The following is a 23,482-nucleotide window of genomic DNA, read 5'->3' on the forward strand; positions in this document are numbered from 1 at the left end:
GCGGAGCGGTAGTTCAGTTGGTTAGAATACCTGCCTGTCACGCAGGGGGTCGCGGGTTCGAGTCCCGTCCGTTCCGCCAACTATTTAGGGGCGTAGTTCAATTGGTAGAGCACCGGTCTCCAAAACCGGGTGTTGGGAGTTCGAGCCTCTCCGCCCCTGCCAGTTACCAATTAAGTAATAACAAAATTTATACTTCTTTGTAGCCCAGTTAATTAACTGGGCTTTTTGTTATTTGTATATGCTCAATATTTACTGCACTAAACTCCTTTCACCTAACCTACTAATGCTCTTCTTTTACCAATACCTATCAGTAATATTCTCTGTTATATGTCGTTAAAATATATGTAATGAAAATTTTAGAGATAAAGCTTAAATCCAAAGGTGATTCGTTTTAATACTATGAATGAATGGCTATAGGGTAGATTTAAGCTTTATTGATGATTTATTGGTTGTTTTAATAGCTGTTGTATCAATACTTGTTGATCACTAGTATTTAGCCAAACCGCAAATAAAGGTTTTTGAATAATTTCTGTTGAGGCTGGTACTAGGTCTGAATAGAGATCGAGCCAATGTGTAGGCAGGAATGCAACTGCTTGTGTTGTTTTCATTAACTGATAAGCAATCATTGCAGAGTTAGTGGTTAAAATAGGCTCAATCTTTTGCACTGACTCATTAGGAAGAAAAGGCTGAAAATCAGCACTCCATTCAATCTTGATAAATTGTACTATTTCTTCTGTTTTATGTGATGCTATTTTCATCAACTGAAAAGTAATATCACCAATAATTTTACTTTCTAATTCATCCATCTTGGGTGCTTCAGTCGTAAAAAGAAGATCTAGCTCTCTTGCATGAAGTTGTTTTACAAGAGACTGCCGTGTAGAGACTCTAGATTCGATTCTAAGCTCTTTTTTTTCTAGATAAGACTCCTGTAACCAAGATGTTAGATATGCTTCCCAGAGTGATGCTGTGGCGCCAATTGATAGCTCTGAATGTTGAGAAGCATGGCTAATCTCTTTTTTGGCGAGAAGCCACGTATTCATTAACGATTCAGCATAGGGGATCAGTCTTTCACCCGCGACAGTTAAACGAATATTATTACGATGGCGAGTGAATAGATTTGTGCCTAATTGTGTTTCCAATTGTCGTATTCTAAAACTAACCGCAGACTGCGTTAGATAAAGAGATTCAGCGGCTCGTCCAAAGTGTCTAGTCTTACTGACTTCCAAAAAGGTTTTCAGTAATTCGGTATCCACATCTATCTCCAAAAAAATTTGTCGTTACGATTTAAATATTTTGTTTTACAGAACCGCATGACTATCTAATACTCCGCGCCATAAGTATGACGATAGAGAATTAGGAGTGTGTCAGATGGCAGAAAGTTTTATCACGACTAATCGTTTTTTTGACAATAAACATTATCCGCGTGGTTTTTCTCGTCATGGCGATTTCACTATCAAGGAATCCCAGATATTGGAACGTCATGGTCAAGCCTTTAATGAGCTTGATTTAGGCAAACGAGAGCCTACAACTGAAGCGGAAAAATTATTTGTTGCCATGTGTCGTGGCGAACGAGAAGCAGCAACGATCGAAGAAAAAATTTGGAAGAAATATACGAGTCGTATAAGTCGTCCAAAACGTTTTCATACATTATCGGGTGGAAAGCCACAGCTCGATCCATCTGATGACTATACCGATTCTGATGATTAATATCATTAGTTTTAGTAAAAAGGAGCGTTTTTTCGCTCCTTTTTATTTACCCATCTAATTGCTTTTGTAAATAGATCATTAATCTATCCATTGCACGAAAGCTTAATGCTTCAATTAAATGATTTCTCTGTATTTTCTCTTCATTTTCGAGATCTGCAATAGTCCTCGATACTCTTAAAATTTTATGCCAAGCTCGTATCGATAGTCCTAATTTATTAAGCGTATCTTCAAGAAAAGTGGCATCACTGGTATTTAATGAGCAATAGTTTTCAATCTCTTTTCCGGTGAGATAAGTATTCACTTTTCCACATCGTGAAAATTGTCTTTCTCTAGCCTTTAGAACTCGTTTTCTAATTGTTGAACTATTTTCAGTGGTAAATGTAGGGTGAATAAGCGAACCTTGAGGAAGAAGTGGCATTTCGACAGATAAATCAAACCTATCTAAAAAAGGTCCAGAAACCTTGCTTAAATAGCGCAGGATCTGTTTTATTGGTGCTCGATTATGATTACCTTGATAATGCCCTGTTGGGCTTGGGTTTAATGCACCGACCAATAATACATTAGCAGGATAGCTTATTTTGGCTTTTGCGCGTGAAATAGTAATTTCTCTAGCGTCTAGAGGTTCACGTAATGCATCGAGTACACGACGCTCAAATTCTGGCAATTCATCTAAAAATAAAATACCGTGATGTGCTAATGTAATTTCTCCTGGTTTAGGTAGAGAACCACCTCCTGTTAAAGCAACAGCAGAGGAAGTATGATGTGGGGCTCTAAATGGTCTTGTTGGCCATTTTCTCTCATTAAATGTCAGGCCTCTTAAGCTGCTAATGATTAATACATCAAGTGCTTCTTTAGCGGTTAAGGGGGGAAGAAGCGTACTTATCCTTTGTGCTAACATTGTTTTTCCTGTTCCTGGTGGACCAAGAAATAAAATATTGTGATTTCCTGCTGCTGTGATTTCCGTTGCTCTTTTTGCATTATTTTGACCAATTATATCGCTCATATCTTTATTATCTTGATTTTTAATTTCATCATTAATAATGAAACTTTCTGTTTCAATTAATGGCGTATTATTTTCTAGATGATGACAAATCTCTAAAAGATGAGAGGCCAATAAAGCTGATTTATTGGGTAATAATGAAACTTCAGTTTGATGTTCTGTTGATACAATACATATTCGACGATCTTTTGAGGCACTAAGAATTGATGGAATAACCGCATTAACTCGTTGTAATTTTCCAGAAAGTGCAAGCTCTCCAATAAACTCATAACATTCTAATTTATTTGATTTTAATTGTTCTGATGCAATGAGTATTGCTAGTGCAATAGGTAAATCATAACGTGCGCCTTCTTTGGGTAAATCGGCAGGTGAAAGATTAATCGTTATTCTTTTTGCGGGATAAATATATCCGCTATTAATTAATGCACTCCTTACTCTATCTTTTGCTTCTTTTACGACAGTTTCAGGTAATCCAACTAATGTTAATCCAGGTAATCCCTGACTAATATGTGCCTCGATAGTAATAAGTGGAGCTGATATTCCTAAAGAAGCACGCGTATATATTATTGCTAATGCCATTTTTTATTCTCCATTATTTTTTTCTTTTTAAATTATTTTTTCTTTTGTGTTAAATGGAGAGTTAAATAAATGCGAGATATCTCAAGAATAATGTAATTTATTGAAATTTAACATTTAATTTATTAAATAAATAATTTAATAAATTAATATAAATATAATGAAAAATGCCATTAATTTTTAACTTGGAATAATAAAATGCAATAGTAGAAAAAACAAAATAACCTGTTCTTACTTAGTGTTAATAACTAAAAAATAAATACTTTATAGATTAATACTCTGCTGTGTGTTTGTGGTATAAAAAAACACATGAAATTCATGATGTTAGATTTTTTTTAAAAATAAACATTGTCAATTCTAAAATATCATGATAACTCTAAAAGGACAGAGTGAAAGAAAACACAACACAATATTACAAACATACATTTTAAATAAGAAAAGAAATTATAAAACTATGAATACTATCGTCCTAGTGATTAGCCTAATTATTATCAGCGTGGTGGTGATTATTAACCCACCGTGCGGGGCTGCACTAGGACGAAGAAAGGCTAACTAAACTAGCCGGATCTCTTAAAAACCCCCGCACCGAAAGGCGCGGGGGTTTTTTTTAAGCCTGAGTTTGAAAAAGAGATTGAGTGGAAAATAAATTTAAATTAAACAAGAAGTTAAGATGGCAGGGTGAAAGAATGAATGGAGCACAGTGGTTAGTACAGGCATTACGAAAACATCAAGTCGAGACAGTCTTTGGTTATCCTGGTGGTGCGATTATGCCTGTTTATGACGCACTCTATGATGGCGGTGTTGAACACATTTTATGTCGTCATGAACAAGGTGCTGCCATTGCTGCTATCGGTTTCGCCCGCTCTACTGGTACAACGGGGGTTTGTATTGCGACATCAGGCCCAGGCGCTACTAATGTTATCACTGGACTTGCTGATGCATTGTTAGATTCTGTGCCTGTTGTTGCTATCACTGGGCAAGTTGCTTCCGATTTGATTGGGACTGATGCATTCCAAGAAATAGATGTTTTAGGTCTTTCATTAGCATGTACGAAACATAGCTTTTTAGTGTCTACCGTTGATGAATTACCTAGAGTGTTATCAGAGGCATTCTCTATTGCTTCTCAAGGTCGCCCTGGACCGGTTTTAATTGATATTCCTAAAGATGTTCAATTGGCTGATGCTTCCCATTTATCAAGTTATGAATTACCAGAAGAGCAAGAATTTCCTTACCCAACACAAGAGCTGACTCAAGCTAAGCTGATGTTAGCAAAGGCAAAAAAACCAATTTTGTATGTCGGTGGAGGGGTTGCCATGAGTAATGCAGTGGCAACGTTAAGAGAATTTGTGAAGCAAACAGAAATCCCGGTTGTTTCCACTTTAAAAGGGCTAGGCTGTGCTGATGCATTAGATGCCAATTATCTCGGTATGCTTGGTATGCATGGCACTAAAGCGGCAAATTATGCCGTTCAGCGTAGTGATTTATTAATCGCTGTTGGTGCACGTTTTGATGATCGCGTAACAGGGCGATTAAATACTTTTGCACCTAATGCCAAGGTTATCCATATCGATATCGACCATGCAGAATTAAATAAATTAAAACAAGCTCATGTTGCATTGTTGGGTGATGCGAAAGAGTTGTTACCTGCTTTGTTTCAGCCATTATTTATCGCTACTTGGCAACAAGAAGTACAAGAATTAAAAGCAGAACATGCATGGCGTTATGATCATCCAGGTTCAGCAATTTATGCGCCTTTATTATTAAAACAATTATCAGATGCAAAACCTGAAAATACGGTTGTGACAACAGATGTTGGCCAACATCAAATGTGGTCAGCACAACATATGACGTTTGATGCACCTGAAAATTTTATCACTTCAAGTGGGTTAGGCACCATGGGGTTTGGTATTCCTGCAGCAGTAGGTGCTCAAATTGCTAGACCTGATGCATGTGTTATCTGCGTATCTGGTGATGGTTCTTTTATGATGAATGTGCAGGAGCTGGGCACAATTAAACGTAAACAATTACCTATCAAATTGGTGTTATTAGATAACCAACGTCTTGGTATGGTTCGTCAATGGCAAGAGTTATTTTTTGAACAACGTTATAGCGAAACAATTTTAACAGATAACCCAGACTTTGTTGCCTTAGCCAAGGCCTTTGATATTCCTGGGCAACGTATCACAGAAAAAGCACAAGTTGCTGATGCAATAAAATGTTTATTAGAGAGCGATGGCCCTTACTTATTACAGGTATCTATCGATGACGCAGAAAATGTCTGGCCTTTAGTCCCGCCGGGCGCAAGTAATGATGAGATGATGGAGAAATCAAAATGAACCAACACAATATCACAATTGAAGCCCGTTTTTGTCCAGAGATCTTAGAACGTATCCTAAGAGTTATTCGTCATCGTGGTTTTCATATATGCTCAATGAATATGAATATCACAGAGAGCAACAATATTAACTTAAGCCTGACGGTGAGTAGTCAGCGCCCATTAGAACTTCTGTGCAGCCAGTTAACAAAATTAGCTGATGTTGCAGGTATTCAAGTATTACATCAACAGAAAGAAAAATTACGATTCATGAATGCACTAAGTGCCATGTAAGGATAAAAGAATGACAAAGCAAGCTGATTATATTTGGTTTAACGGTGAAATGGTTCCATGGGCTGAGGCAAAGGTTCATGTGATGTCTCACGCATTGCATTATGGTACTTCCGTATTTGAAGGTGTGCGTTGTTATAATTCTCATAAAGGTCCTGTGGTATTTCGCCATCGTGAGCATATGCAACGTTTACATGACTCAGCCAAAATCTACCGTATGCCTGTTGAGCAAAGTGTTGATGAGTTAATGGAAGCATGTCGTGAAACCTTACGTAAAAACAAATTAGTCAGTGCTTATATTCGTCCATTAGTTTTCATTGGTGATGTCGGTATGGGTGTTAATCCTCCGGCAGGTTATAAAACAGATGTGATCATTGCTGCATTCCCATGGGGAGCATATCTCGGTGAAGAAGCTTTAGATAAAGGTATTGATGCAATGGTTTCTTCTTGGCATCGCGCTGCACCAAATACTATTCCAACTGCAGCAAAAGCCGGTGGCAACTATTTATCTTCATTATTAGTGGGAAGCGAAGCTCGCCGTCATGGTTATCAAGAAGGGATTGCATTAGATGTTCATGGCTACTTATCTGAAGGTGCAGGTGAAAACCTATTTGAAGTAAAAGATGGTGTTATTTTTACGCCTCCATTTACTTCATCAGCCTTACCAGGGATCACGCGTGATGCCATCATCAAATTAGCAAAAGATCTCGGTTATGAAGTGCGTGAACAAGTACTTTCTCGTGAATCACTTTATCTTGCAGATGAAGTCTTTATGTCAGGAACAGCTGCAGAGATAACGCCAGTACGTAGTGTTGATGGTATTCAAGTCGGTATTGGACGTTGTGGCCCGGTGACTAAATCAATTCAAAAAGCCTTCTTTGGACTGTTTACTGGTGAGACAGAAGATAAATACGGCTGGTTAGATCCAATAAATTCATAAACATAATCAAATAATTTTATTTAGCGGGTAGATCGTTCCCTGCTCGCTTTATTTATCGCAGGAGTGTGAAAAATGCCTAAATACCGTTCAGCAACAACGACACACGGTCGTAATATGGCTGGAGCCCGTGCCTTATGGCGTGCAACGGGAATGACTGATGCTGATTTTGGTAAACCCATTATCGCTGTTGTGAACTCATTTACGCAATTTGTACCAGGTCATGTACATCTGCGGGATTTAGGAAAACTCGTTGCTGAGCAAATTGAAGCCGCTGGTGGTGTTGCTAAAGAATTTAATACCATTGCGGTTGATGACGGTATCGCAATGGGTCATGGTGGCATGCTTTACTCTTTGCCATCGCGTGAACTTATCGCTGACTCTGTTGAATATATGGTTAATGCGCACTGTGCTGATGCGATGGTGTGTATCTCAAACTGCGACAAGATCACCCCAGGAATGTTAATGGCCTCTTTACGCTTAAATATCCCTGTTATTTTTGTTTCGGGAGGCCCTATGGAAGCAGGTAAAACAAAGCTTTCAGATCAACTGATCAAGTTGGATCTAGTTGATGCCATGATCCAAGGGGCGAATCCAAATGTCAGCGATGCTGATAGTGAGCAAATCGAACGATCTGCTTGTCCGACGTGTGGATCGTGTTCGGGCATGTTTACCGCAAATTCCATGAATTGTTTAACAGAAGCTCTGGGGTTATCTCAACCTGGAAATGGCTCATTATTAGCGACACATGCAGATCGTGAAACGCTGTTTATCAACGCAGGTAAGCGTATTGTTGAATTAACCAAGCGCTATTATGAAAAGGATGATGAATCCGCATTACCGCGCAATATCGCTAAAAAAGAAGCTTTTGAAAATGCGATGATCTTAGATATTGCAATGGGGGGCTCAACAAATACGGTTCTGCATTTATTGGCAGCCGCGCAAGAAGGTGATGTTAACTTCACCATGGAAGATATCGACAGACTTTCTCGCCAAGTTCCTCATTTATGTAAAGTCGCACCAAGTACACAAAAATATCATATGGAAGATGTTCATCGTGCTGGTGGTGTTATGGGTATTTTAGGTGAGTTAGACAGAGCAGGATTACTTAATCGCAATGTTAATAATATCTTAGGATTAAGTTTACCAGAAACATTATCGCAATATGATGTGATGTTAACACAAGATGAGCAAGTAAAATCGATGTTCAAAGCAGGCCCCGCAGGTATTCGTACAACGAAAGCTTTTTCACAAAATTGTCGTTGGCCAACTTTAGATATGGATCGTGAAAATGGCTGTATCCGTAGCAAAGAACATGCTTATAGCCAAGATGGTGGATTAGCCGTGCTATCAGGTAATTTAGCTGAAGATGGCTGTATCGTTAAAACGGCGGGTGTTGATGAAGATAATCTCATCTTTAGTGGCCCAGCAAAAGTATATGAAAGCCAAGATGATGCAGTAGAGGCTATTTTAGGTGGCAAAGTGGTTGCTGGTGATGTAGTTATTATCCGCTATGAAGGCCCTAAAGGTGGTCCTGGTATGCAAGAGATGCTGTATCCAACTTCTTATTTAAAATCTATGGGGTTAGGTAAAGCTTGCGCATTGATTACTGATGGTCGTTTTTCTGGCGGAACATCGGGTTTATCCATTGGGCACGTCTCGCCTGAAGCAGCAAATGGTGGCGTGATTGGTTTAGTTGAAGAAGGCGATATTGTTTCTATCAATATTCCAACTCGCGAGATCTCCTTAAAGGTGGATGATCAAACGTTATCTGCACGTCGTGATGCCCAAATGGCTCGCGGTAATAAAGCGTGGACACCACAAAATAGACAGCGCCAAGTTTCGTTTGCTTTACGAGCTTATGCCTCTTTAGCCACTAGTGCGGATAAAGGTGCGGTGCGTGATAAATCTAAATTAGGGGGCTAAGAATGGCTGCTTTTAGACCTTTAAGTTCAGCACCAAGTAGTGCTGAATATTTGAAAGCGGCGCTGAGTGCACCTGTTTATGAAGCCGCAATAGTCACTCCACTTCAAGAAATGACAAAAATCTCTGCACGTTTAGAGAATACAATTTTAGTTAAGCGTGAAGACCGACAGCCTGTTCATAGCTTTAAATTACGTGGTGCTTACACCATGATTGCAGGGCTGACTCCTGAACAAAAGGCGAAAGGTGTTGTGACTGCTTCAGCGGGCAACCACGCTCAAGGTGTTGCTTTGTCAGCGAATCGAATGGGGGTAAAGGCATTAATCGTAATGCCAGTAGCAACGGCGGATATTAAAGTTGATGCTGTTCGCCAATTTGGTGGAGAAGCGCTACTTTATGGTGCCAATTTTGATGAAGCAAAAGCGAAAGCTATCGCACTGTCTGAAGAGATGGGATATACCTTTGTTCCACCTTTTGATCATCCTGCAGTAATTGCAGGACAGGCAACACTCGCAATGGAACTCTTACAACAAGATGTTCATCTCGATCGTATTTTCGTACCCGTAGGAGGGGGCGGTTTAATTGCTGGCGTGGCTGTATTAATCAAACAACTTATGCCAGAAATTAAGATTATCGGTGTTGAAGCAGAAGATGCGGCATGTTTAAAAGCAGCGTTAGAGGCTGGGCATCCTGTTGAATTAGCTCGGGTAGGCTTATTTGCAGAAGGTGTTGCTGTTAAGCGTATTGGTGATGAAACTTTTCGTTTATGCCAGAAGTATGTCGATGATGTGATTACTGTTGATAGTGATCAAATTTGTGCAGCAGTAAAAGATTTATTTGAAGATGTGCGTGCAATTGCAGAGCCTTCAGGCGCATTGGCATTAGCAGGACTTAAAAAATACGTAGAACAGCACCAGATCAAAGGTGAGCGTCTAGCTCATGTGCTTTCCGGTGCAAATGTGAATTTTCATGGGCTACGTTATGTTTCTGAACGCTGTGAGCTAGGCGAAAAACGTGAAGCGTTATTTGCTGTGACTATTCCAGAGCAAAAGGGCAGTTTTTTACGTTTTTGTCAGATCTTAGGGCAGCGTGTAGTGACAGAGTTTAACTATCGTTATAGCGATGCGGATCCTGAAAATGCACGTATTTTTGTCGGGGTACGTTTAAGCCAAGGTTTACAAGAGCGAAAAGAAATTTTACGCGAGCTAACGGCTTCAGGTTATCAAGTCGCTGATCTTTCTGACGATGAAATGGCAAAACTTCATGTGCGTTATATGGTGGGGGGACGTCCTAATAAATCGCTTAAAGAGCGTCTATTTAGTTTTGAATTTCCTGAGTCCCCGGGCGCTTTAATGAAATTTTTAAAAACATTAGGGGCTTATTGGAATATCACATTATTCCACTATCGTAGTCATGGCACTGATTACGGGCGTGTGCTGGTGGCGTTTGAACTCCCAGAAACCGAAGGTCGTTTCGAGCGACATTTAGATGCATTAGGTTATGAATATCATGATGAGACAGGAAATCCTTCTTTTCAGTTATTCCTGTCACCACAAACGACAAGTTTAGTTGTGGAGTAATCGCCAAAAAGCACTAATCACAGGCTCTTGAAGGCGTTTGTGTGATCCGCAAACGCCTAATTCGAAAGGTTCTACCATTGAAATATTATCCAATGAAGAGATGCGATTACGAACGGGCTCTGGGCAGTTATCAACGACAACTTGCGGAATAAGTGCAATACCACAACCTAACGCAACCATTGAGACAATCGCTTCATGTCCTGAAACAGTCGCATAAATTAAGGGATTATGGATGCGGTGGCGTTTAAACCATAATGCAATTCGTTGTCGTGATGGACCATGTTCAGGAATGATAAAGGGAATATTAAGCCAATCGGGGTTCTCTTGTGTTGCAAGATGGCGAACATTACAAGGCAGGGCTGGCACAATCAGTACTAATGGAATTTCCCCTATTTTTTCAAAGCAGATATTTTCAGGTAGCTTTTCAGGTTTTCCTGCAATACCTAAATCCGCTTCATCAGATAGCACTTTATCGACGGCATCAGCCGCATCTCCAGTAGTGAGTTTTATTTCAACTAATGGATTTTCTGCACGAAAACGGTCAAGAATAGGTGGTAAGTGGCTGTAAGCTGCTGTTACAGAACAAAATAGTCGTAGTTCACCAGAAAGGCTTGGGCTATTTTGGTTTAGCGTATGCTTCAGTTGCTTATATTGCAACAAAGTCTGTTGAGCATAGCGCTTTAATTGTTCGCCAGCATCAGTGAGCGTGACTTGTCGGTTATCACGTAAAAACAGTGGGTGACCTAAGCTCTCTTCAAGGCGTTGAATTTGGCGTGAGAGCGTGGAAGGGCTGACATGCATCGCTTGTGCCGTTTTGGTGAAGTGACAACTTTCAGCTAAATGTAGGAAGAGTTTGAGATCGCGAATATCCATTGTCATCCACCTTAGGTGATAAAAAAGAACGTTGCATTTTTTGCAACACTATCTTGTAAATATATCAATTTAAGCAATGGCTTTCATCCCCTATAGTAAAGTCATGTAGCACCTCACAAAGAGTGAGGATAATAATAGCAAACACATACACAACGATTTTGGAGTCCCTTATGGCAAATTATTTTAATACACTGAATCTGCGTCAGCAGTTGTCGCAATTGGGTAAATGTCGCTTTATGTCGCGTGAAGAATTTGCTGATGAAGCAAATTACTTGAAAGGCAAAAAAGTCGTTATCATAGGTTGTGGCGCACAAGGCCTTAACCAAGGTCTAAATATGCGTGATTCAGGCTTGAATATCGCGTATGCCTTACGGCAAGAGGCGATTGATGAGAAACGTGCATCATGGCGTCGCGCGACCGAAAACGGCTTTGAGGTTGGAACCTATGAAGCGTTGATCCCTCAAGCAGATTTAGTGGTTAACTTAACGCCAGATAAACAGCATTCTGCTGTTGTTCAAGCTGTTCAACCACTGATGAAATCAGGTGCAGCATTAGGTTACTCTCATGGTTTTAATATCGTTGAAGTTGGCGAAAAAATTCGCGATGACATCACCGTTGTGATGGTTGCACCAAAATGTCCGGGCACAGAAGTTCGCGAAGAATATAAGCGTGGTTTTGGTGTTCCAACACTGATTGCTGTTCACCCTGAAAATGATGCAAAAGGTGAAGGTATGGCCATCGCGAAAGCATGGGCAGCGGCAACAGGTGGTCATCGTGCGGGTGTTTTAGAATCTTCTTTCGTTGCCGAAGTAAAATCTGACTTAATGGGTGAGCAGACTATTCTGTGCGGTATGTTACAAGCAGGCTCTCTGTTATGTTATGACAAAATGGTTGCCGATGGTGTTGAACCAGGCTATGCAGGTAAATTGATTCAGTTTGGTTGGGAAACCATTACAGAAGCACTCAAGCAAGGTGGTATCACCTTGATGATGGACAGATTATCTAACCCAGCGAAAATCCGTGCCTATGCATTATCAGAGCAACTGAAAGAGATTATGGCGCCACTGTTTGCGAAACATATGGATGACATTATTTCAGGTAAATTCTCTGAAACGATGATGGCAGATTGGGCAAATGATGATAAAAACTTGCTGACATGGCGTGAAGAGACTGGAGCCAGCGCATTTGAAAATTACCCTGAATATGAGGGTAAAATCAGTGAACAAGAGTACTTTGATCACGGTGTATTAATGGTTGCAATGGTTAAAGCTGGTGTTGAATTAGCCTTTGATACCATGATTGAAGCAGGGATCTTTGCAGAGTCAGCTTATTATGAATCACTGCATGAGTTGCCATTAATCGCGAATACCATCGCTCGTAAGCGTTTGTATGAAATGAATGTGGTTATTTCTGATACCGCAGAATATGGCAACTATCTGTTCTCATTCGCTGTTGTTCCTATGCTGAAAGAGTTTATGACAACATTGCAATCTGGTGATTTAGCGAAGAAAGTTCAAGATAATGGAACAGATAATGCACAATTACGTGATATCAATGAAGCCATTCGTCAGCACCCAATTGAAGCGGTAGGTAAAACGTTGCGTGGGTATATGACGGATATGAAAAAGATTGCTGTCGGTAACTAATTTTTCGTCGCTCTTTACGCGATAAGTGTGTTGGCATAGGCATATTATGAAAAAGCCGAAGTGATAATATTCACTTCGGCTTCATGTTATTGGTTTTGTTTTTCTTCGTGACTCTTTATTGCTCCAATTATACCTAACACTAGTCCTAATGTTCTCACGAGCTCTTTGACTAAAGAAAATTCACTTATCATAGGTTGTCCCATGATTTCATACTTGTAGCCATCAGTAGATATCCCACTATAAAAAAAGAAAATTATTAATATGATGGCATAGCTATATGCAAGAGCTTTATTTTTATTCGGTGATAACGAGTATATTATTACTCCACCAGAGAAATAAACGAAAAACCTAATTATATTTTGAAAGAAACCTCCTGATTCAGGAGTCAATATCATATAAGCAAGAGGTTCAATAATTGAAATTGCTAGTATGGGAATAATTAAAAACACAAGCCATTTTTTCAAAAGAGAATCCTTTAATTAATTGTATTATAAGAAAGTTAATGTTCTTTTTTATATTGAGAGAGAGCCTAGTGTATAGGTTTTATTAGTAAGATAAGTATATATTATTAGTATAAATAAAAGTGACTATTTATCATTTAATTATACTTCAAATACATCTCTATCTTACTTTAAAAATATACAAATTTATTTATCTGCTCCTTGTCTATAAATAAAGTAATTGTTAACCAAAAACCAACGCCATCTTTCTATGCACTTTCTGCTACAATTATTCCCCGTTATGTTCTTGGTTAATGAAGTTTGGAAAAAGTATGCGATTAAATCCTGGTCAGCAAAAAGCAGTGGAATATGTGTCAGGCCCTTGTTTGGTCTTGGCTGGTGCGGGCTCAGGTAAAACACGGGTTATTACCAATAAAATTGCACACCTTATTCGTCAATGCCAATACTCAGCAAAGCAAATTGCAGCGGTTACGTTTACCAATAAAGCAGCACGTGAAATGAAAGAGCGTGTTGCTCAAACCTTAGGTCGACAAGAAGCGAAGGGGTTAATGATCTCAACGTTCCATACCTTGGGATTAGAAATTATTAAACGTGAATATAAAGCACTCGGTATTAAAGCGAAATTTTCATTGTTTGATGATCAAGACCAATCCGCCTTGCTCAAAGAATTAACGGCTGATTTATTAGAAGAAGATAAAGATTTACTTTCCCAGTTAAAGAGCCAAATCTCTAACTGGAAAAATGACATGCTTACGCCAGAACAAGCAATGGGAATGGCGAGATCACAACAAGATCATACATTTGCCGAATGCTTCCGACGTTATGAACAACATTTGCGTAGTTGCAATGTGCTCGACTTTGATGACTTAATTAGCCGACCGACTATGTTATTGCGCACGAATGAAGAAGTGAGGGAGCGCTGGCAAAGACGTATCCGCTATTTGCTGGTGGATGAATATCAAGATACTAATACCAGTCAATATGAATTGGTTAAATGGTTGGTTGGCGAAAGGGCTCGCTTTACGGTTGTCGGCGATGATGACCAATCCATTTATTCATGGCGTGGCGCTCGCCCTCAAAATTTAGTGTTATTACAAAAAGATTTTCCACAACTTAATGTGATCAAGCTTGAGCAAAACTATCGCTCTTCTGGGCGTATTTTAAAATCAGCGAATATCTTGATTGAGAATAATCCCCATGTCTTTGAAAAACGACTCTTTTCAGAATTAGGTTATGGTGATGAACTGCGAGTTTTAACGGCGAATAATGAAGAGCATGAAGCTGAGCGTGTAGCTGGTGAATTAATTGCCCATCACTTTATTAATAAAACTAATTATAAGGATTATGCGATCCTTTATCGTGGTAATCATCAGTCTCGTATTTTTGAAAAATACTTGATGCAAAATCGTATTCCTTATCGTATTTCAGGTGAAACCTCTTTTTTTTCACGAGAAGAGATAAAAGATATTCTAGCCTATTTACGCGTTATTACTAATCCTGATGATGATGCCGCATTTTTACGTATTGTGAACAAGCCTCGTCGTGAAATCGGACCTATGACGATCCAAAAATTAGGTGAGTGGGCAAAAGTTCGAGATAAAAGCTTATACAATGCCTGCTTTGATTTAGGGTTAAGCCAAACATTAACAGGCCGAGGCTTGAATTCATTACAAGCATTTTCACAATGGATGTCGCGTATAGTACAAAAATCAGAACGAGAGCCACTATTAGCTGTGCGTGATTTATTGCATGAAATGGATTATGAAAGTTGGTTATATGAAACCTCAAGTAGTGCGAAAGCTGCAGAAATGAGGATGAAAAATATTAATCAGCTATTTTTATGGATGAGTGAAATGCTTGAAGGTGATGAATTACATGAGCCTATGACGCTTTCCCAAGTCGTTAACCGTTTTACCTTGCGTGATATGATGGAGCGAGGAGAAACAGAAGAAGAGTTAGATCAAGTTCAGTTAATGACGTTACATGCCTCTAAAGGTCTTGAATTTCCTCATGTGTTTTTAGTGGGAATGGAAGAGGGGATATTGCCACATCAAAGTAGCATTGATGAAGATAATGTAGAAGAAGAAAGACGTCTTGCTTATGTGGGAATTACTCGAGCACAAAAAACACTTACGTTTACGTTATGTAAAGAACGGCGTCAATATGGTGAATTAATCAAACCTGATCCAAGCCGCTTTCTTTATGAGTTACCTCAAGATGATTTGAATTGGGATACCAATAAAAAGAAAGTGTTAAGTGCAGAGGAAAAACAAGAGAAAGGGCAAAAAGGTGTTGCAGGATTAAGAGCGATGTTGGCAAGGCATAAACCGGAATAGCGTAGAGAACAGTAGATAAAATAAACCCCTTAGCATATTGATCGCCAAGGGGTTTTTATTTTTGTATAAGTAAAAAGGTTAACTTATACGAGAGCTATTTTGTTCTTCAATCATTAAAGACCAATGGACATAACTCTGAAGTTGGATCTCTTCTTGGAGATTTTCAGCACGCAATGGATGATCATTAAGCCATTGATATGGCAATGTAATAATGAGTTTTTCATCTTCAGTGCGTAATCGTAATGCTGGGAGCGTATCATCTCGGCGACGGCTAGCAAAAATGATGGCTAATCGCAGTAAACGCACTAGTCGATTGGCTTGAGTTATCGGCAGGGCATTTTGATGATTAAGGGGGGCAAGATCGATGATCCCAGTTTGGTTTTTTAGCAAAGAAGCTAATAAACGTCGTTGGGCAGGAGTATATCCTGGTAAATCAAGATGAGAGATCAGATAGCTTGCATGTGAAGGTGCTTGGCGGAAATCGACACTTAGGCCAATTTCATGTAATGCACTAGCGCTATTAAGCAATTCACGGCAACGATTATCTAACTGCCAACTTTTACTGACTTGGATAAAAAAGTGTTCTGCCAGTTGTTGAACTCGATGTGCTTGCTCAATATCAATTTGAAACCGGCGCTGGACATTACGAAGAGTACGTTGGCGGATATCTTGCTCAATAGGAAGATGCAACATTCCATAGACTAACCCCTCTCGTAATGCCCCACCTGCTAAGATCATATTGTCGATATGCAGTGTTTCAAATATGGCGATTAAGATAGCAAGCCCACTTGGAAACACTAAAGCGCGTTCAAAAGTAAGTCCTTCAATTTCCAGCTCTTCTAGTTTTCCACACTCAATGGCTTTGTATTTGAGTCGCTCAAGCTTAGGTAAAGTGATTAATTCATCCATACCTTGAGCAATCATGATCTCTTGTAATGCTTGTACAGTACCAGAGGCACCCACACACACTTGCCAGCCTTGCTCAATTAATTTATCTGCCACTGGGGCGAGTATCGCTTTGGCTGCGTCTTGTGCTTTAGCAAAATTTTCTTGAGTTAAAGAGCGATCAGTAAAATAGCGCTCTAACCAAGTGACACAGCCCATACTTAAGCTCATTAATTGCGTCGTTTTAGCACCCGTACCAGTTACCAGCTCTGTACTACCCCCACCAATATCGACGACTAAACGTTGCTCTGCACCACCAGTAGTATGTGCAACGCCACGATAGATAAGGCGCGCTTCTTCCTCACCACTGATAACATGAACAGTATTACCTAATATTTCAGACGCTTTTGCGACAAAAATATCCGCATTCTTAGCAATACGTAATGTGGCTGTTGCTACGACTCTGATTTGTTCAGCTGGAATATCACGTAGATATTCAGAAAAAAGTCGTAAACATTGCCAACCGCGTTCCATTGCCTGCTCTGACAATTCATTTTCACTGTTTAGGCCCGCAGCGAGTCGAACTTTACGTTTTACACGGGAAAGCACTTGTATAGAGCCCGCGATTTCTCGAACGACTAACATATGAAAACTGTTAGAACCTAAATCAATAGCAGCATAAAGTGATGAGGATTTCAGCATAATTTATGGATGACTCGGGCGTTTATTTCGGTTGTTACGTTGAGTATTATTTCCTCTATTATTTCGCGCAGACGCATTATTGCGACGAGGCTGACCTTGGCGAGGACGGTGACGGCGTTTAGGCTCAGGGAGATCAGTTAATAACGCATCACTATTATATTTACTCACAGGAATAGCATGTTGAATATAAGTTTCAATTGCTGGTAAATTCAGTGCATATTCTTCACATGCAAGGCTGATTGAGTTACCACTATTTCCAGCGCGTCCTGTTCTACCAATACGGTGAACATAGTCTTCACAATCATCAGGTAAATCATAGTTAAAAACATGAGTTACTGATGGAATATGAAGACCTCTAGCGGCAACGTCAGTGGCAACCAGAATATCAAGATTACCTTGGGTAAAATCTTCTAAAATGCGTAGACGTTTTTTCTGAGGTACATCACCTGTTAATAAACCAACGCGGTGTCCATCGGCGACAAGGTGTGCCCAAATGTCGTCACAGCGATGTTTTGTATTGGCGAAAATAATACAGCGATCTGGCCATTCTTCTTCAATTAATGTTTGAAGAAGACGCATTTTCTCTTCATTTGAAGGATAAAAGAGTTCTTCTTTTATGCTAAAACCTGTTTTTTGTTCAGGTTCCACTTCAACATATTCAGGATTATTCATCTGCTCAAAAGCCAGTTCTCTTACACGGTAAGAAAGCGTTGCAGAGAACAGCATATTCATACGCTCAGTGGCAACTGGCATACGGCGGAAGATCCAACGAATATCTTTAATAAAGCCGAGATCGTACATTCTGTCAGCTTCATCAAGTACCACAACTTGGATTGCGTTAAGGTTAATATGTCCTTGCTTAACGTAGTCAATTAAACGACCTGTTGTGCCAATAACAATATCGACACCATTACTTAATACTTTGAGTTGTTCGTCATAGCCATCGCCACCGTAGGCGAGACCCATTTTAATTCCTGTACTTTGCGCAAGCTCTTTAGCATCAGAATAAATCTGCACAGCTAATTCGCGTGTTGGCGCCATAATAAGTGCACGAGGTTGATTAGTTTCATGCCCTTCTTTAGCCGGGTGTGTTAAAAGATAATGAAACGTTGAGGTTAAAAACGCCAACGTTTTTCCTGTTCCTGTTTGGGCTTGCCCGGCAATGTCTTGACCTTTCACAGTGATAGGTAACGTCAATGCCTGAATTTGTGTACAATTAGAGAACCCTTTTTTTTCAAGGGCTTCTATCACTTTGGGATGCAAGGCGAAGTCGGAAAACTTCTTTTCTGTCAAATATGTTTTGCTCATAATGTAATAGAATATCAGTTATAGGTTGCATTACAAAAGTTTATCCGCTGAAATGCAGACAGACTTTTGTTATTTAATGTTACACTGGTACGGTCAATATTATTCTTTGGAGTAGAACAATGAGCGATAAAATCCTTCACTTATCTGACAGCAAATTCGATGCTGATGTATTAAATGCAACCGGCCCTGTGCTTGTTGATTTCTGGGCTGAATGGTGTGGCCCATGTAAAATGATTGCTCCTATTCTAGATGAAGTTGCAACAGAATACGCTGGTAAATTAACAGTTGCGAAGCTAAACATCGATCAAAACCCGCTGACAGCACCAAAATACGGTATTCGCGGTATTCCTACACTAATTTTATTCAAAAACGGTGCAGTTGCTGCGACAAAAGTAGGCGCATTGTCAAAAACTCAACTGAAAGAGTTTTTAGACGAAAATATCTAATTTGATTTAGATATCAAAAATAAAGTAGGACGTTTAGATCTTGTCAGTATTTCTGTTATTGACCGCTAGACGTCCGCTTCGAAGCATGGTAAGTTAGCGCCACTTACTTACATAATATATCGGATCTACTTGTCAATATGATTAGACATGATTAAATAAGTCTGAGATATTGAATATCAAGCGTGCAAAGTAATAGAATTGAATAACATGATATGATATTTAATCTAAAATGATATTTAATATAAGTAATCTGAATTCATCTAACCAGTCAAGTTGCCTTAGAATAATCTATAGTATTCAAGGAATATAAATTTTTCCAAAGTATGTTCCTAACCCATAAGTTGAAAGTACACTCATGCATCACGAAAATGAATGTCACTTCTCTGGGATAAAGCAGACTGGTCTATATAGTATTAACACTCTCTAACATTATCATTTTAGTTATACCTTTATGTTAGAAAGTTATAATCTGTAATTTTACACATGACGAAACTGACAGCGATTCGCTGTTATACTATTCACGTTCATAGTTCGAGAGTTACCCCGAGTTATTAAGAACCCACCATTATGAATCTTACCGAATTAAAAAATACGCCGGTATCAGAACTGATAGCACTTGGCGAAAATATGGGGCTAGAGAACCTGGCTCGAATGAGAAAGCAAGACATTATTTTCTCTATCTTGAAGCAACACGCGAAAAGTGGAGAAGATATTTTCGGTGACGGTGTGCTGGAAATATTGCAGGATGGCTTCGGCTTCCTACGTTCCGCAGACAGTTCCTACCTTGCTGGTCCCGATGATATCTATGTTTCTCCAAGTCAAATTCGCCGTTTTAACCTTCGCACTGGTGACACCATCGCAGGGAAAATTCGTCCTCCTAAAGAAGGTGAGCGTTATTTTGCCCTCCTAAAAGTTAATGAAGTTAACTTTGATAAACCAGAAAATGCCCGCAGTAAAATCCTCTTTGAAAACTTAACACCTTTACATGCTAATAATCGTTTACGCATGGAGCGTGGTAATGGTTCAACAGAAGACTTAACCGCGCGTGTTCTTGACTTAGCGGCACCTATTGGCCGTGGTCAACGTGGTCTTATCGTTGCTCCACCAAAAGCAGGTAAAACCATGTTGCTGCAAAATATTGCAGCAAATATTGCTCATAACTACCCCGATTGTGTATTAATGGTACTTCTGATTGATGAACGTCCAGAAGAAGTGACAGAAATGCAACGCTTAGTTAAAGGTGAAGTTATTGCGTCAACCTTTGATGAACCCGCTTCTCGCCACGTACAAGTTGCAGAAATGGTGATTGAAAAAGCGAAGCGCTTAGTTGAGCATAAAAAAGACGTTATTATCCTGTTAGACTCCATCACACGTTTAGCGCGTGCTTATAACACTGTTGTTCCTTCATCAGGTAAAGTGTTAACAGGTGGTGTGGATGCAAACGCATTACATCGTCCTAAACGTTTCTTCGGTGCGGCTCGTAATGTTGAAGAAGGTGGTAGCTTAACTATCATTGCTACAGCATTAGTCGATACGGGTTCTAAGATGGATGAAGTTATCTACGAAGAATTTAAGGGCACAGGTAATATGGAATTACACCTGTCTCGTAAAATTGCTGAAAAACGTGTTTTCCCAGCAATTGATTACAATCGTTCTGGTACACGTAAAGAAGAGTTACTGACGTCTCAAGATGAGCTACAAAAAATGTGGATCTTGCGTAAAATTATTCATCCAATGGGTGAAATTGACGCAATGGAATTCCTCATTAATAAGTTAGCAATGACTAAGACCAATGAAGAGTTCTTCGACTTTATGAAACGTTCATAAAGTGTATTAACAAAGTGATTGAGCTGAGAATAGGATTAAAATAGTGTGCTCTATTACAGAATAAGTAATATCACCTCAATTTATATGCTGTTAAGCTCGTTTATTTTGTAAGAATGACGATATGATGAAAACGCCACAATAGTTGTGGCGTTTTTTGTTTTTTATGGATGTAATCCAAATTTAGATTGCAATATTTTAGTGAGATGTTGGTATATATATTGCATGTTTTGGTAATTGATAAAAATAGCGATGGCATCAATAAAAATAGTTAAGGAAAACTTATAATTGATGAGGGGTGGTGGGTTTTGAATAAACTCGTCGTGGTGAGGCTGGAAAAAGAATAAAAACACATGGAAGCGTAAAATAACCAGCTATATTTATTATAGAGAACCGTACTGTGGATATACTAAAAATGAGCACAAGCGTTTTTTATGTGTTCTTATTTTCTTTCGCATTTTTATTCTTGGCTCGTAAAATTGCAAAGAAAATTGGACTCGTAGATAAACCGAATTATCGTAAAAAACATCATGGATTGATCCCCCTAGTTGGCGGAATATCAGTCTATTTTGGTATTGTTTTCGCATTTTATATTTCAGATATCTATATTCCTCATAAGGAATTGTATCTGGCATGTGCGGGACTTCTTGTTTTTATCGGCGCATTAGATGATCGCTTCGATATAAGTGTCAAAATTAGAGCAACAATCCAAGCTTTTGTTGGGATCGTGATGATGGTGGGGGCGGGGTTAAAACTCGACACACTAGGTCATGCTTTTGGTCCTTGGGAAATGCATTTAGGGCCTTTCGGCTATATTGTTACACTTTTCGCGGTTTGGGCAGCAATCAATGCCTTTAATATGGTTGATGGTATTGATGGGTTATTAGGCGGTCTTTCTTGTGTCTCTTTTGGTGCACTTGGTATTTTATTATATCAAGGTGGCAACTCCGCTCTTGCATTCTGGTGCTTCTCATTTATCGCGGCAATTTTACCTTATATCTTTTTAAACTTAGGCGTTTGCGGTAAAAAATTCAAAGTCTTTATGGGCGATGCGGGAAGTACACTGATTGGATTTACTATTATTTGGTTATTGGTTGCATCCACACAAACTCAGCCTCGCCCAGTTAAAGCAGTAACTGCATTATGGATAATTGCTATCCCTCTTATGGATATGGTGGCAATTATGTACCGTCGTTTACGTAAAGGAATGAGTCCTTTCTCTCCAGACCGTCAACATATTCACCATTTGATTATGCGTGCAGGTTTTACCTCCCGCCAAGCTTTCATTCTGATTACATTGTCAGCCGCGTTATTAGCCGCGATTGGTATTATCGGTCAGAACCTATCATTTGTACCTGAATGGTTTATGTTGGCATTATTCTTGCTTGCATTTGTTATGTATGGTTATTGCATTAAACGCGCGTGGCGAGTCGCTCGTTTTATTAAACGACATAAGCGTCGCTTACGTAGAGCAACACAACAGCATTAATATAAGCAGAGGTTTTTTAACGTGATGAACTCGGAAAATAACGCCTCCCGACAGGGTGATCAGCCAGATAATGAACTCGATATTCGAGGTCTTTTTTGTGCACTTTGGTCAGGAAAAAGCTGGATTATAGGGTTCGCTCTGCTTTTTGCCGTGATTGCACTGGGTGCATCTTATTTGATGCAACCCAAATGGAGTGCGATCGCAATGACAGAGAAACCAACGATTAATAACTTAGGCAGTTATTATTCGCAATCTCAATTCTTGCGCAATCTTGATACACAGATTAATCCAGCGGCACAAACATCCGCTTTAACTATTTCAGATGAAGCTTATCAAGAGTTTATTACTCAGGTTGCAGCATTTGATACACGTCGTGAGTTTTGGTTGCAAACGGATTATTTTAAACAGCGCAAAGAGAGTGATGAACAGGCTAATGCTGCATTATTGGATGAGTTAATTAACAATATTCAATTTACGCCTGCTGATGAGAAAAAATTAGTTAATGATCAACTGAAACTTATCGCAGAAACATCAAAAGAAGCGAGCCAATTATTAAATGAGTATATTGCTTTTGCTAATAAAAGAGCATCTACCCATCTTAATGATGAAGTAATAACAGCTTGGTCGACTAGAACTCAATCAATGAAAGCGCTAGTTAAACGCCAAGAAATGGCAGCTCAATCTGCGTATCAACGCCAAATTAACTTATTAGAGCAATCAATCAAAGTGGCTGAGAAACAAGGTATTTCTCAAAAACAAACCTCGATTGCGATTGATGAGTTACCGGATTCTAAACTGTTTCTGTTAGGTGTACCTCTGTTGCAATCACAGCTAGAAACTTTAATCGCCACAGGTGCTGATTTTGATAGTGATTACGATCAAAATACGGCAATGTTAGCGACCCTTACTGTGGGCGCAAAATTACAAGACAACTTCCAAACTTACCGTTTTCTACGTACCCCTGAAGATCCTGTAAAACGAGATAGCCCTCGTCGTGCCTTTATGATGGTACTTTGGGGCGCTATTGGCGTTTTAGTGGGTGCAGGTGTTGCATTAGTAAGACGCAGTTCATTAAAAAATAATAATTAAATTTTGTCATTGATGACAATAACGAGACATCAGGTGTTTCGGCACCTGATGTTGTGAGAATAAGGGCATATTGCTTTCCCAAAAATAAGCAATAT

Annotated in this window: 19 protein-coding genes and 2 tRNA genes; 15 read left to right on the forward strand and 6 right to left on the reverse strand. The window is 39.3% G+C overall.

Annotated elements, in window-relative coordinates:
* Positions 1 to 2: 2 nt before the first annotated feature.
* A tRNA-Asp gene (locus DK858_RS05855) sits at positions 3 to 79 on the forward strand.
* 7 nt (positions 80 to 86) lie between these two features.
* A tRNA-Trp gene (locus tag DK858_RS05860) sits at positions 87 to 162 on the forward strand.
* A 269-nt stretch (positions 163 to 431) separates the two neighbouring features.
* Here DK858_RS05860 and hdfR read toward each other — a convergent pair.
* Positions 432 to 1,253 carry an HTH-type transcriptional regulator HdfR gene (gene hdfR / locus DK858_RS05865; protein ID WP_109396575.1) on the reverse strand — a complete coding sequence of 274 codons (822 nt, stop codon included), beginning with the start codon at positions 1,251 to 1,253 and terminating at the stop codon, positions 432 to 434.
* A gap of 115 nt (positions 1,254 to 1,368) precedes the next feature.
* On the opposite strand from hdfR, the gene DK858_RS05870 reads away from it, so the two are divergent.
* Positions 1,369 to 1,707 carry a MaoP family protein gene (locus DK858_RS05870; protein WP_023583664.1) on the forward strand — a complete coding sequence of 113 codons (339 nt, stop codon included), beginning with the start codon at positions 1,369 to 1,371 and terminating at the stop codon, positions 1,705 to 1,707.
* Positions 1,708 to 1,753: 46 nt separating this feature from the next.
* Here DK858_RS05870 and DK858_RS05875 read toward each other — a convergent pair whose 3' ends face one another.
* Complete coding sequence (locus DK858_RS05875) at positions 1,754 to 3,286, reverse strand: YifB family Mg chelatase-like AAA ATPase (RefSeq protein WP_109396577.1); 1,533 nt, start codon at positions 3,284 to 3,286, stop codon at positions 1,754 to 1,756.
* 451 nt (positions 3,287 to 3,737) lie between these two features.
* On the opposite strand from DK858_RS05875, the gene ilvL reads away from it, so the two are divergent.
* The 6 genes from ilvL to ilvA all read left to right on the forward strand — a co-directional run bounded on the left by ilvL (position 3,738) and on the right by ilvA (position 10,328).
* The gene (gene ilvL / locus DK858_RS05880) at positions 3,738 to 3,839 is read left to right on the forward strand and encodes an ilv operon leader peptide (protein WP_072064625.1); all 102 of its coding nucleotides are present in this window, start codon (positions 3,738 to 3,740) and stop codon (positions 3,837 to 3,839) included.
* A gap of 130 nt (positions 3,840 to 3,969) precedes the next feature.
* Positions 3,970 to 5,619: an acetolactate synthase 2 catalytic subunit gene (gene ilvG, locus DK858_RS05885; RefSeq protein ID WP_109396799.1), complete on the forward strand. Its 1,650-nt coding sequence runs from the start codon at positions 3,970 to 3,972 to the stop codon at positions 5,617 to 5,619.
* Complete coding sequence (gene ilvM / locus DK858_RS05890; protein ID WP_072064623.1) at positions 5,616 to 5,891, forward strand: acetolactate synthase 2 small subunit; 276 nt, start codon at positions 5,616 to 5,618, stop codon at positions 5,889 to 5,891. The genes ilvG and ilvM overlap by 4 nt, the downstream gene beginning before the upstream one ends.
* Positions 5,892 to 5,901: 10 nt before the next feature.
* Positions 5,902 to 6,828, forward strand: coding sequence for a branched-chain-amino-acid transaminase (ilvE, locus tag DK858_RS05895; RefSeq protein WP_109396579.1), 927 nt, complete (start codon positions 5,902 to 5,904; stop codon positions 6,826 to 6,828).
* A gap of 72 nt (positions 6,829 to 6,900) precedes the next feature.
* Complete coding sequence (gene ilvD / locus DK858_RS05900) at positions 6,901 to 8,751, forward strand: dihydroxy-acid dehydratase (RefSeq protein ID WP_109396581.1); 1,851 nt, start codon at positions 6,901 to 6,903, stop codon at positions 8,749 to 8,751.
* Between the two features lie 2 nt (positions 8,752 to 8,753).
* Entirely contained in the window at positions 8,754 to 10,328 is a 1,575-nt protein-coding gene (ilvA, locus tag DK858_RS05905) for a threonine ammonia-lyase, biosynthetic (protein ID WP_109396583.1), read from the forward strand.
* Here ilvA and ilvY read toward each other — a convergent pair.
* Positions 10,314 to 11,201, reverse strand: a complete 888-nt coding sequence (gene ilvY / locus DK858_RS05910; RefSeq protein WP_109396584.1) for an HTH-type transcriptional activator IlvY — start codon at positions 11,199 to 11,201, stop codon at positions 10,314 to 10,316. The genes ilvA and ilvY overlap by 15 nt on opposite strands.
* Before the next feature lie 170 nt (positions 11,202 to 11,371).
* Here ilvY and ilvC point away from each other — a divergent pair, with 170 nt between their 5' ends.
* A complete protein-coding gene (gene ilvC, locus DK858_RS05915; RefSeq protein WP_109396586.1) occupies positions 11,372 to 12,847 on the forward strand; it encodes a ketol-acid reductoisomerase in 1,476 nt (491 codons plus the stop codon).
* Between the two features lie 86 nt (positions 12,848 to 12,933).
* Here the strand turns inward: ilvC and DK858_RS05920 are convergent, their stop codons facing one another.
* Entirely contained in the window at positions 12,934 to 13,311 is a 378-nt protein-coding gene (locus DK858_RS05920; RefSeq protein ID WP_109396588.1) for a hypothetical protein, read from the reverse strand.
* A 308-nt stretch (positions 13,312 to 13,619) separates the two neighbouring features.
* Here DK858_RS05920 and rep point away from each other — a divergent pair, with 308 nt between their 5' ends.
* Complete coding sequence (rep, locus tag DK858_RS05925; protein ID WP_109396590.1) at positions 13,620 to 15,644, forward strand: DNA helicase Rep; 2,025 nt, start codon at positions 13,620 to 13,622, stop codon at positions 15,642 to 15,644.
* A 78-nt stretch (positions 15,645 to 15,722) separates the two neighbouring features.
* On the opposite strand, the gene gppA is transcribed toward rep, so the two are convergent.
* Together gppA and rhlB are read right to left on the reverse strand one after the other, a co-directional pair.
* Complete coding sequence (gppA, locus tag DK858_RS05930; protein WP_109396591.1) at positions 15,723 to 17,231, reverse strand: guanosine-5'-triphosphate,3'-diphosphate diphosphatase; 1,509 nt, start codon at positions 17,229 to 17,231, stop codon at positions 15,723 to 15,725.
* 3 nt (positions 17,232 to 17,234) lie between these two features.
* On the reverse strand, positions 17,235 to 18,539 hold the full coding sequence (gene rhlB / locus DK858_RS05935) for an ATP-dependent RNA helicase RhlB (protein WP_109396593.1): 1,305 nt from the start codon (positions 18,537 to 18,539) through the stop codon (positions 17,235 to 17,237).
* Between the two features lie 119 nt (positions 18,540 to 18,658).
* Between rhlB and trxA the strand changes: the two genes are divergently transcribed.
* From trxA to wzzE, 4 genes are all read left to right on the forward strand, one after another.
* Positions 18,659 to 18,985 (forward strand): thioredoxin TrxA, encoded by a 327-nt coding sequence (gene trxA / locus DK858_RS05940; RefSeq protein WP_006535838.1) that lies wholly within the window; start codon positions 18,659 to 18,661, stop codon positions 18,983 to 18,985.
* A 567-nt stretch (positions 18,986 to 19,552) separates the two neighbouring features.
* Positions 19,553 to 20,812, forward strand: coding sequence for a transcription termination factor Rho (gene rho / locus DK858_RS05945; RefSeq protein ID WP_023583649.1), 1,260 nt, complete (start codon positions 19,553 to 19,555; stop codon positions 20,810 to 20,812).
* A 397-nt stretch (positions 20,813 to 21,209) separates the two neighbouring features.
* Positions 21,210 to 22,298 (forward strand): UDP-N-acetylglucosamine--undecaprenyl-phosphate N-acetylglucosaminephosphotransferase, encoded by a 1,089-nt coding sequence (gene wecA, locus DK858_RS05950; RefSeq protein WP_072064615.1) that lies wholly within the window; start codon positions 21,210 to 21,212, stop codon positions 22,296 to 22,298.
* A gap of 24 nt (positions 22,299 to 22,322) precedes the next feature.
* Positions 22,323 to 23,387: an ECA polysaccharide chain length modulation protein gene (gene wzzE, locus DK858_RS05955; RefSeq protein WP_109396595.1), complete on the forward strand. Its 1,065-nt coding sequence runs from the start codon at positions 22,323 to 22,325 to the stop codon at positions 23,385 to 23,387.
* Positions 23,388 to 23,482: the final 95 nt, after the last annotated feature.

Source organism: Proteus faecis (genome assembly GCF_003144395.1).
Lineage (GTDB): Bacteria > Pseudomonadota > Gammaproteobacteria > Enterobacterales > Enterobacteriaceae > Proteus > Proteus faecis.

Bases quoted from the DNA above. Each gene is read 5' to 3' on its own strand.
- DK858_RS05870 (WP_023583664.1), top strand. From the start codon at position 1,369: ATGGCAGAAAGTTTTATCACGACTAATCGTTTTTTTGACAATAAACAT.
- DK858_RS05875 (WP_109396577.1), bottom strand. From the start codon at position 3,286: ATGGCATTAGCAATAATATATACGCGTGCTTCTTTAGGAATATCAGCT.
- ilvL (WP_072064625.1), top strand. From the start codon at position 3,738: ATGAATACTATCGTCCTAGTGATTAGCCTAATTATTATCAGCGTGGTG.
- ilvG (WP_109396799.1), top strand. From the start codon at position 3,970: ATGAATGGAGCACAGTGGTTAGTACAGGCATTACGAAAACATCAAGTC.
- ilvM (WP_072064623.1), top strand. From the start codon at position 5,616: ATGAACCAACACAATATCACAATTGAAGCCCGTTTTTGTCCAGAGATC.
- ilvE (WP_109396579.1), top strand. From the start codon at position 5,902: ATGACAAAGCAAGCTGATTATATTTGGTTTAACGGTGAAATGGTTCCA.
- ilvD (WP_109396581.1), top strand. From the start codon at position 6,901: ATGCCTAAATACCGTTCAGCAACAACGACACACGGTCGTAATATGGCT.
- ilvA (WP_109396583.1), top strand. From the start codon at position 8,754: ATGGCTGCTTTTAGACCTTTAAGTTCAGCACCAAGTAGTGCTGAATAT.
- ilvY (WP_109396584.1), bottom strand. From the start codon at position 11,201: ATGGATATTCGCGATCTCAAACTCTTCCTACATTTAGCTGAAAGTTGT.
- ilvC (WP_109396586.1), top strand. From the start codon at position 11,372: ATGGCAAATTATTTTAATACACTGAATCTGCGTCAGCAGTTGTCGCAA.
- rep (WP_109396590.1), top strand. From the start codon at position 13,620: ATGCGATTAAATCCTGGTCAGCAAAAAGCAGTGGAATATGTGTCAGGC.
- gppA (WP_109396591.1), bottom strand. From the start codon at position 17,231: ATGCTGAAATCCTCATCACTTTATGCTGCTATTGATTTAGGTTCTAAC.
- rhlB (WP_109396593.1), bottom strand. From the start codon at position 18,539: ATGAGCAAAACATATTTGACAGAAAAGAAGTTTTCCGACTTCGCCTTG.
- trxA (WP_006535838.1), top strand. From the start codon at position 18,659: ATGAGCGATAAAATCCTTCACTTATCTGACAGCAAATTCGATGCTGAT.
- rho (WP_023583649.1), top strand. From the start codon at position 19,553: ATGAATCTTACCGAATTAAAAAATACGCCGGTATCAGAACTGATAGCA.
- wzzE (WP_109396595.1), top strand. From the start codon at position 22,323: ATGAACTCGGAAAATAACGCCTCCCGACAGGGTGATCAGCCAGATAAT.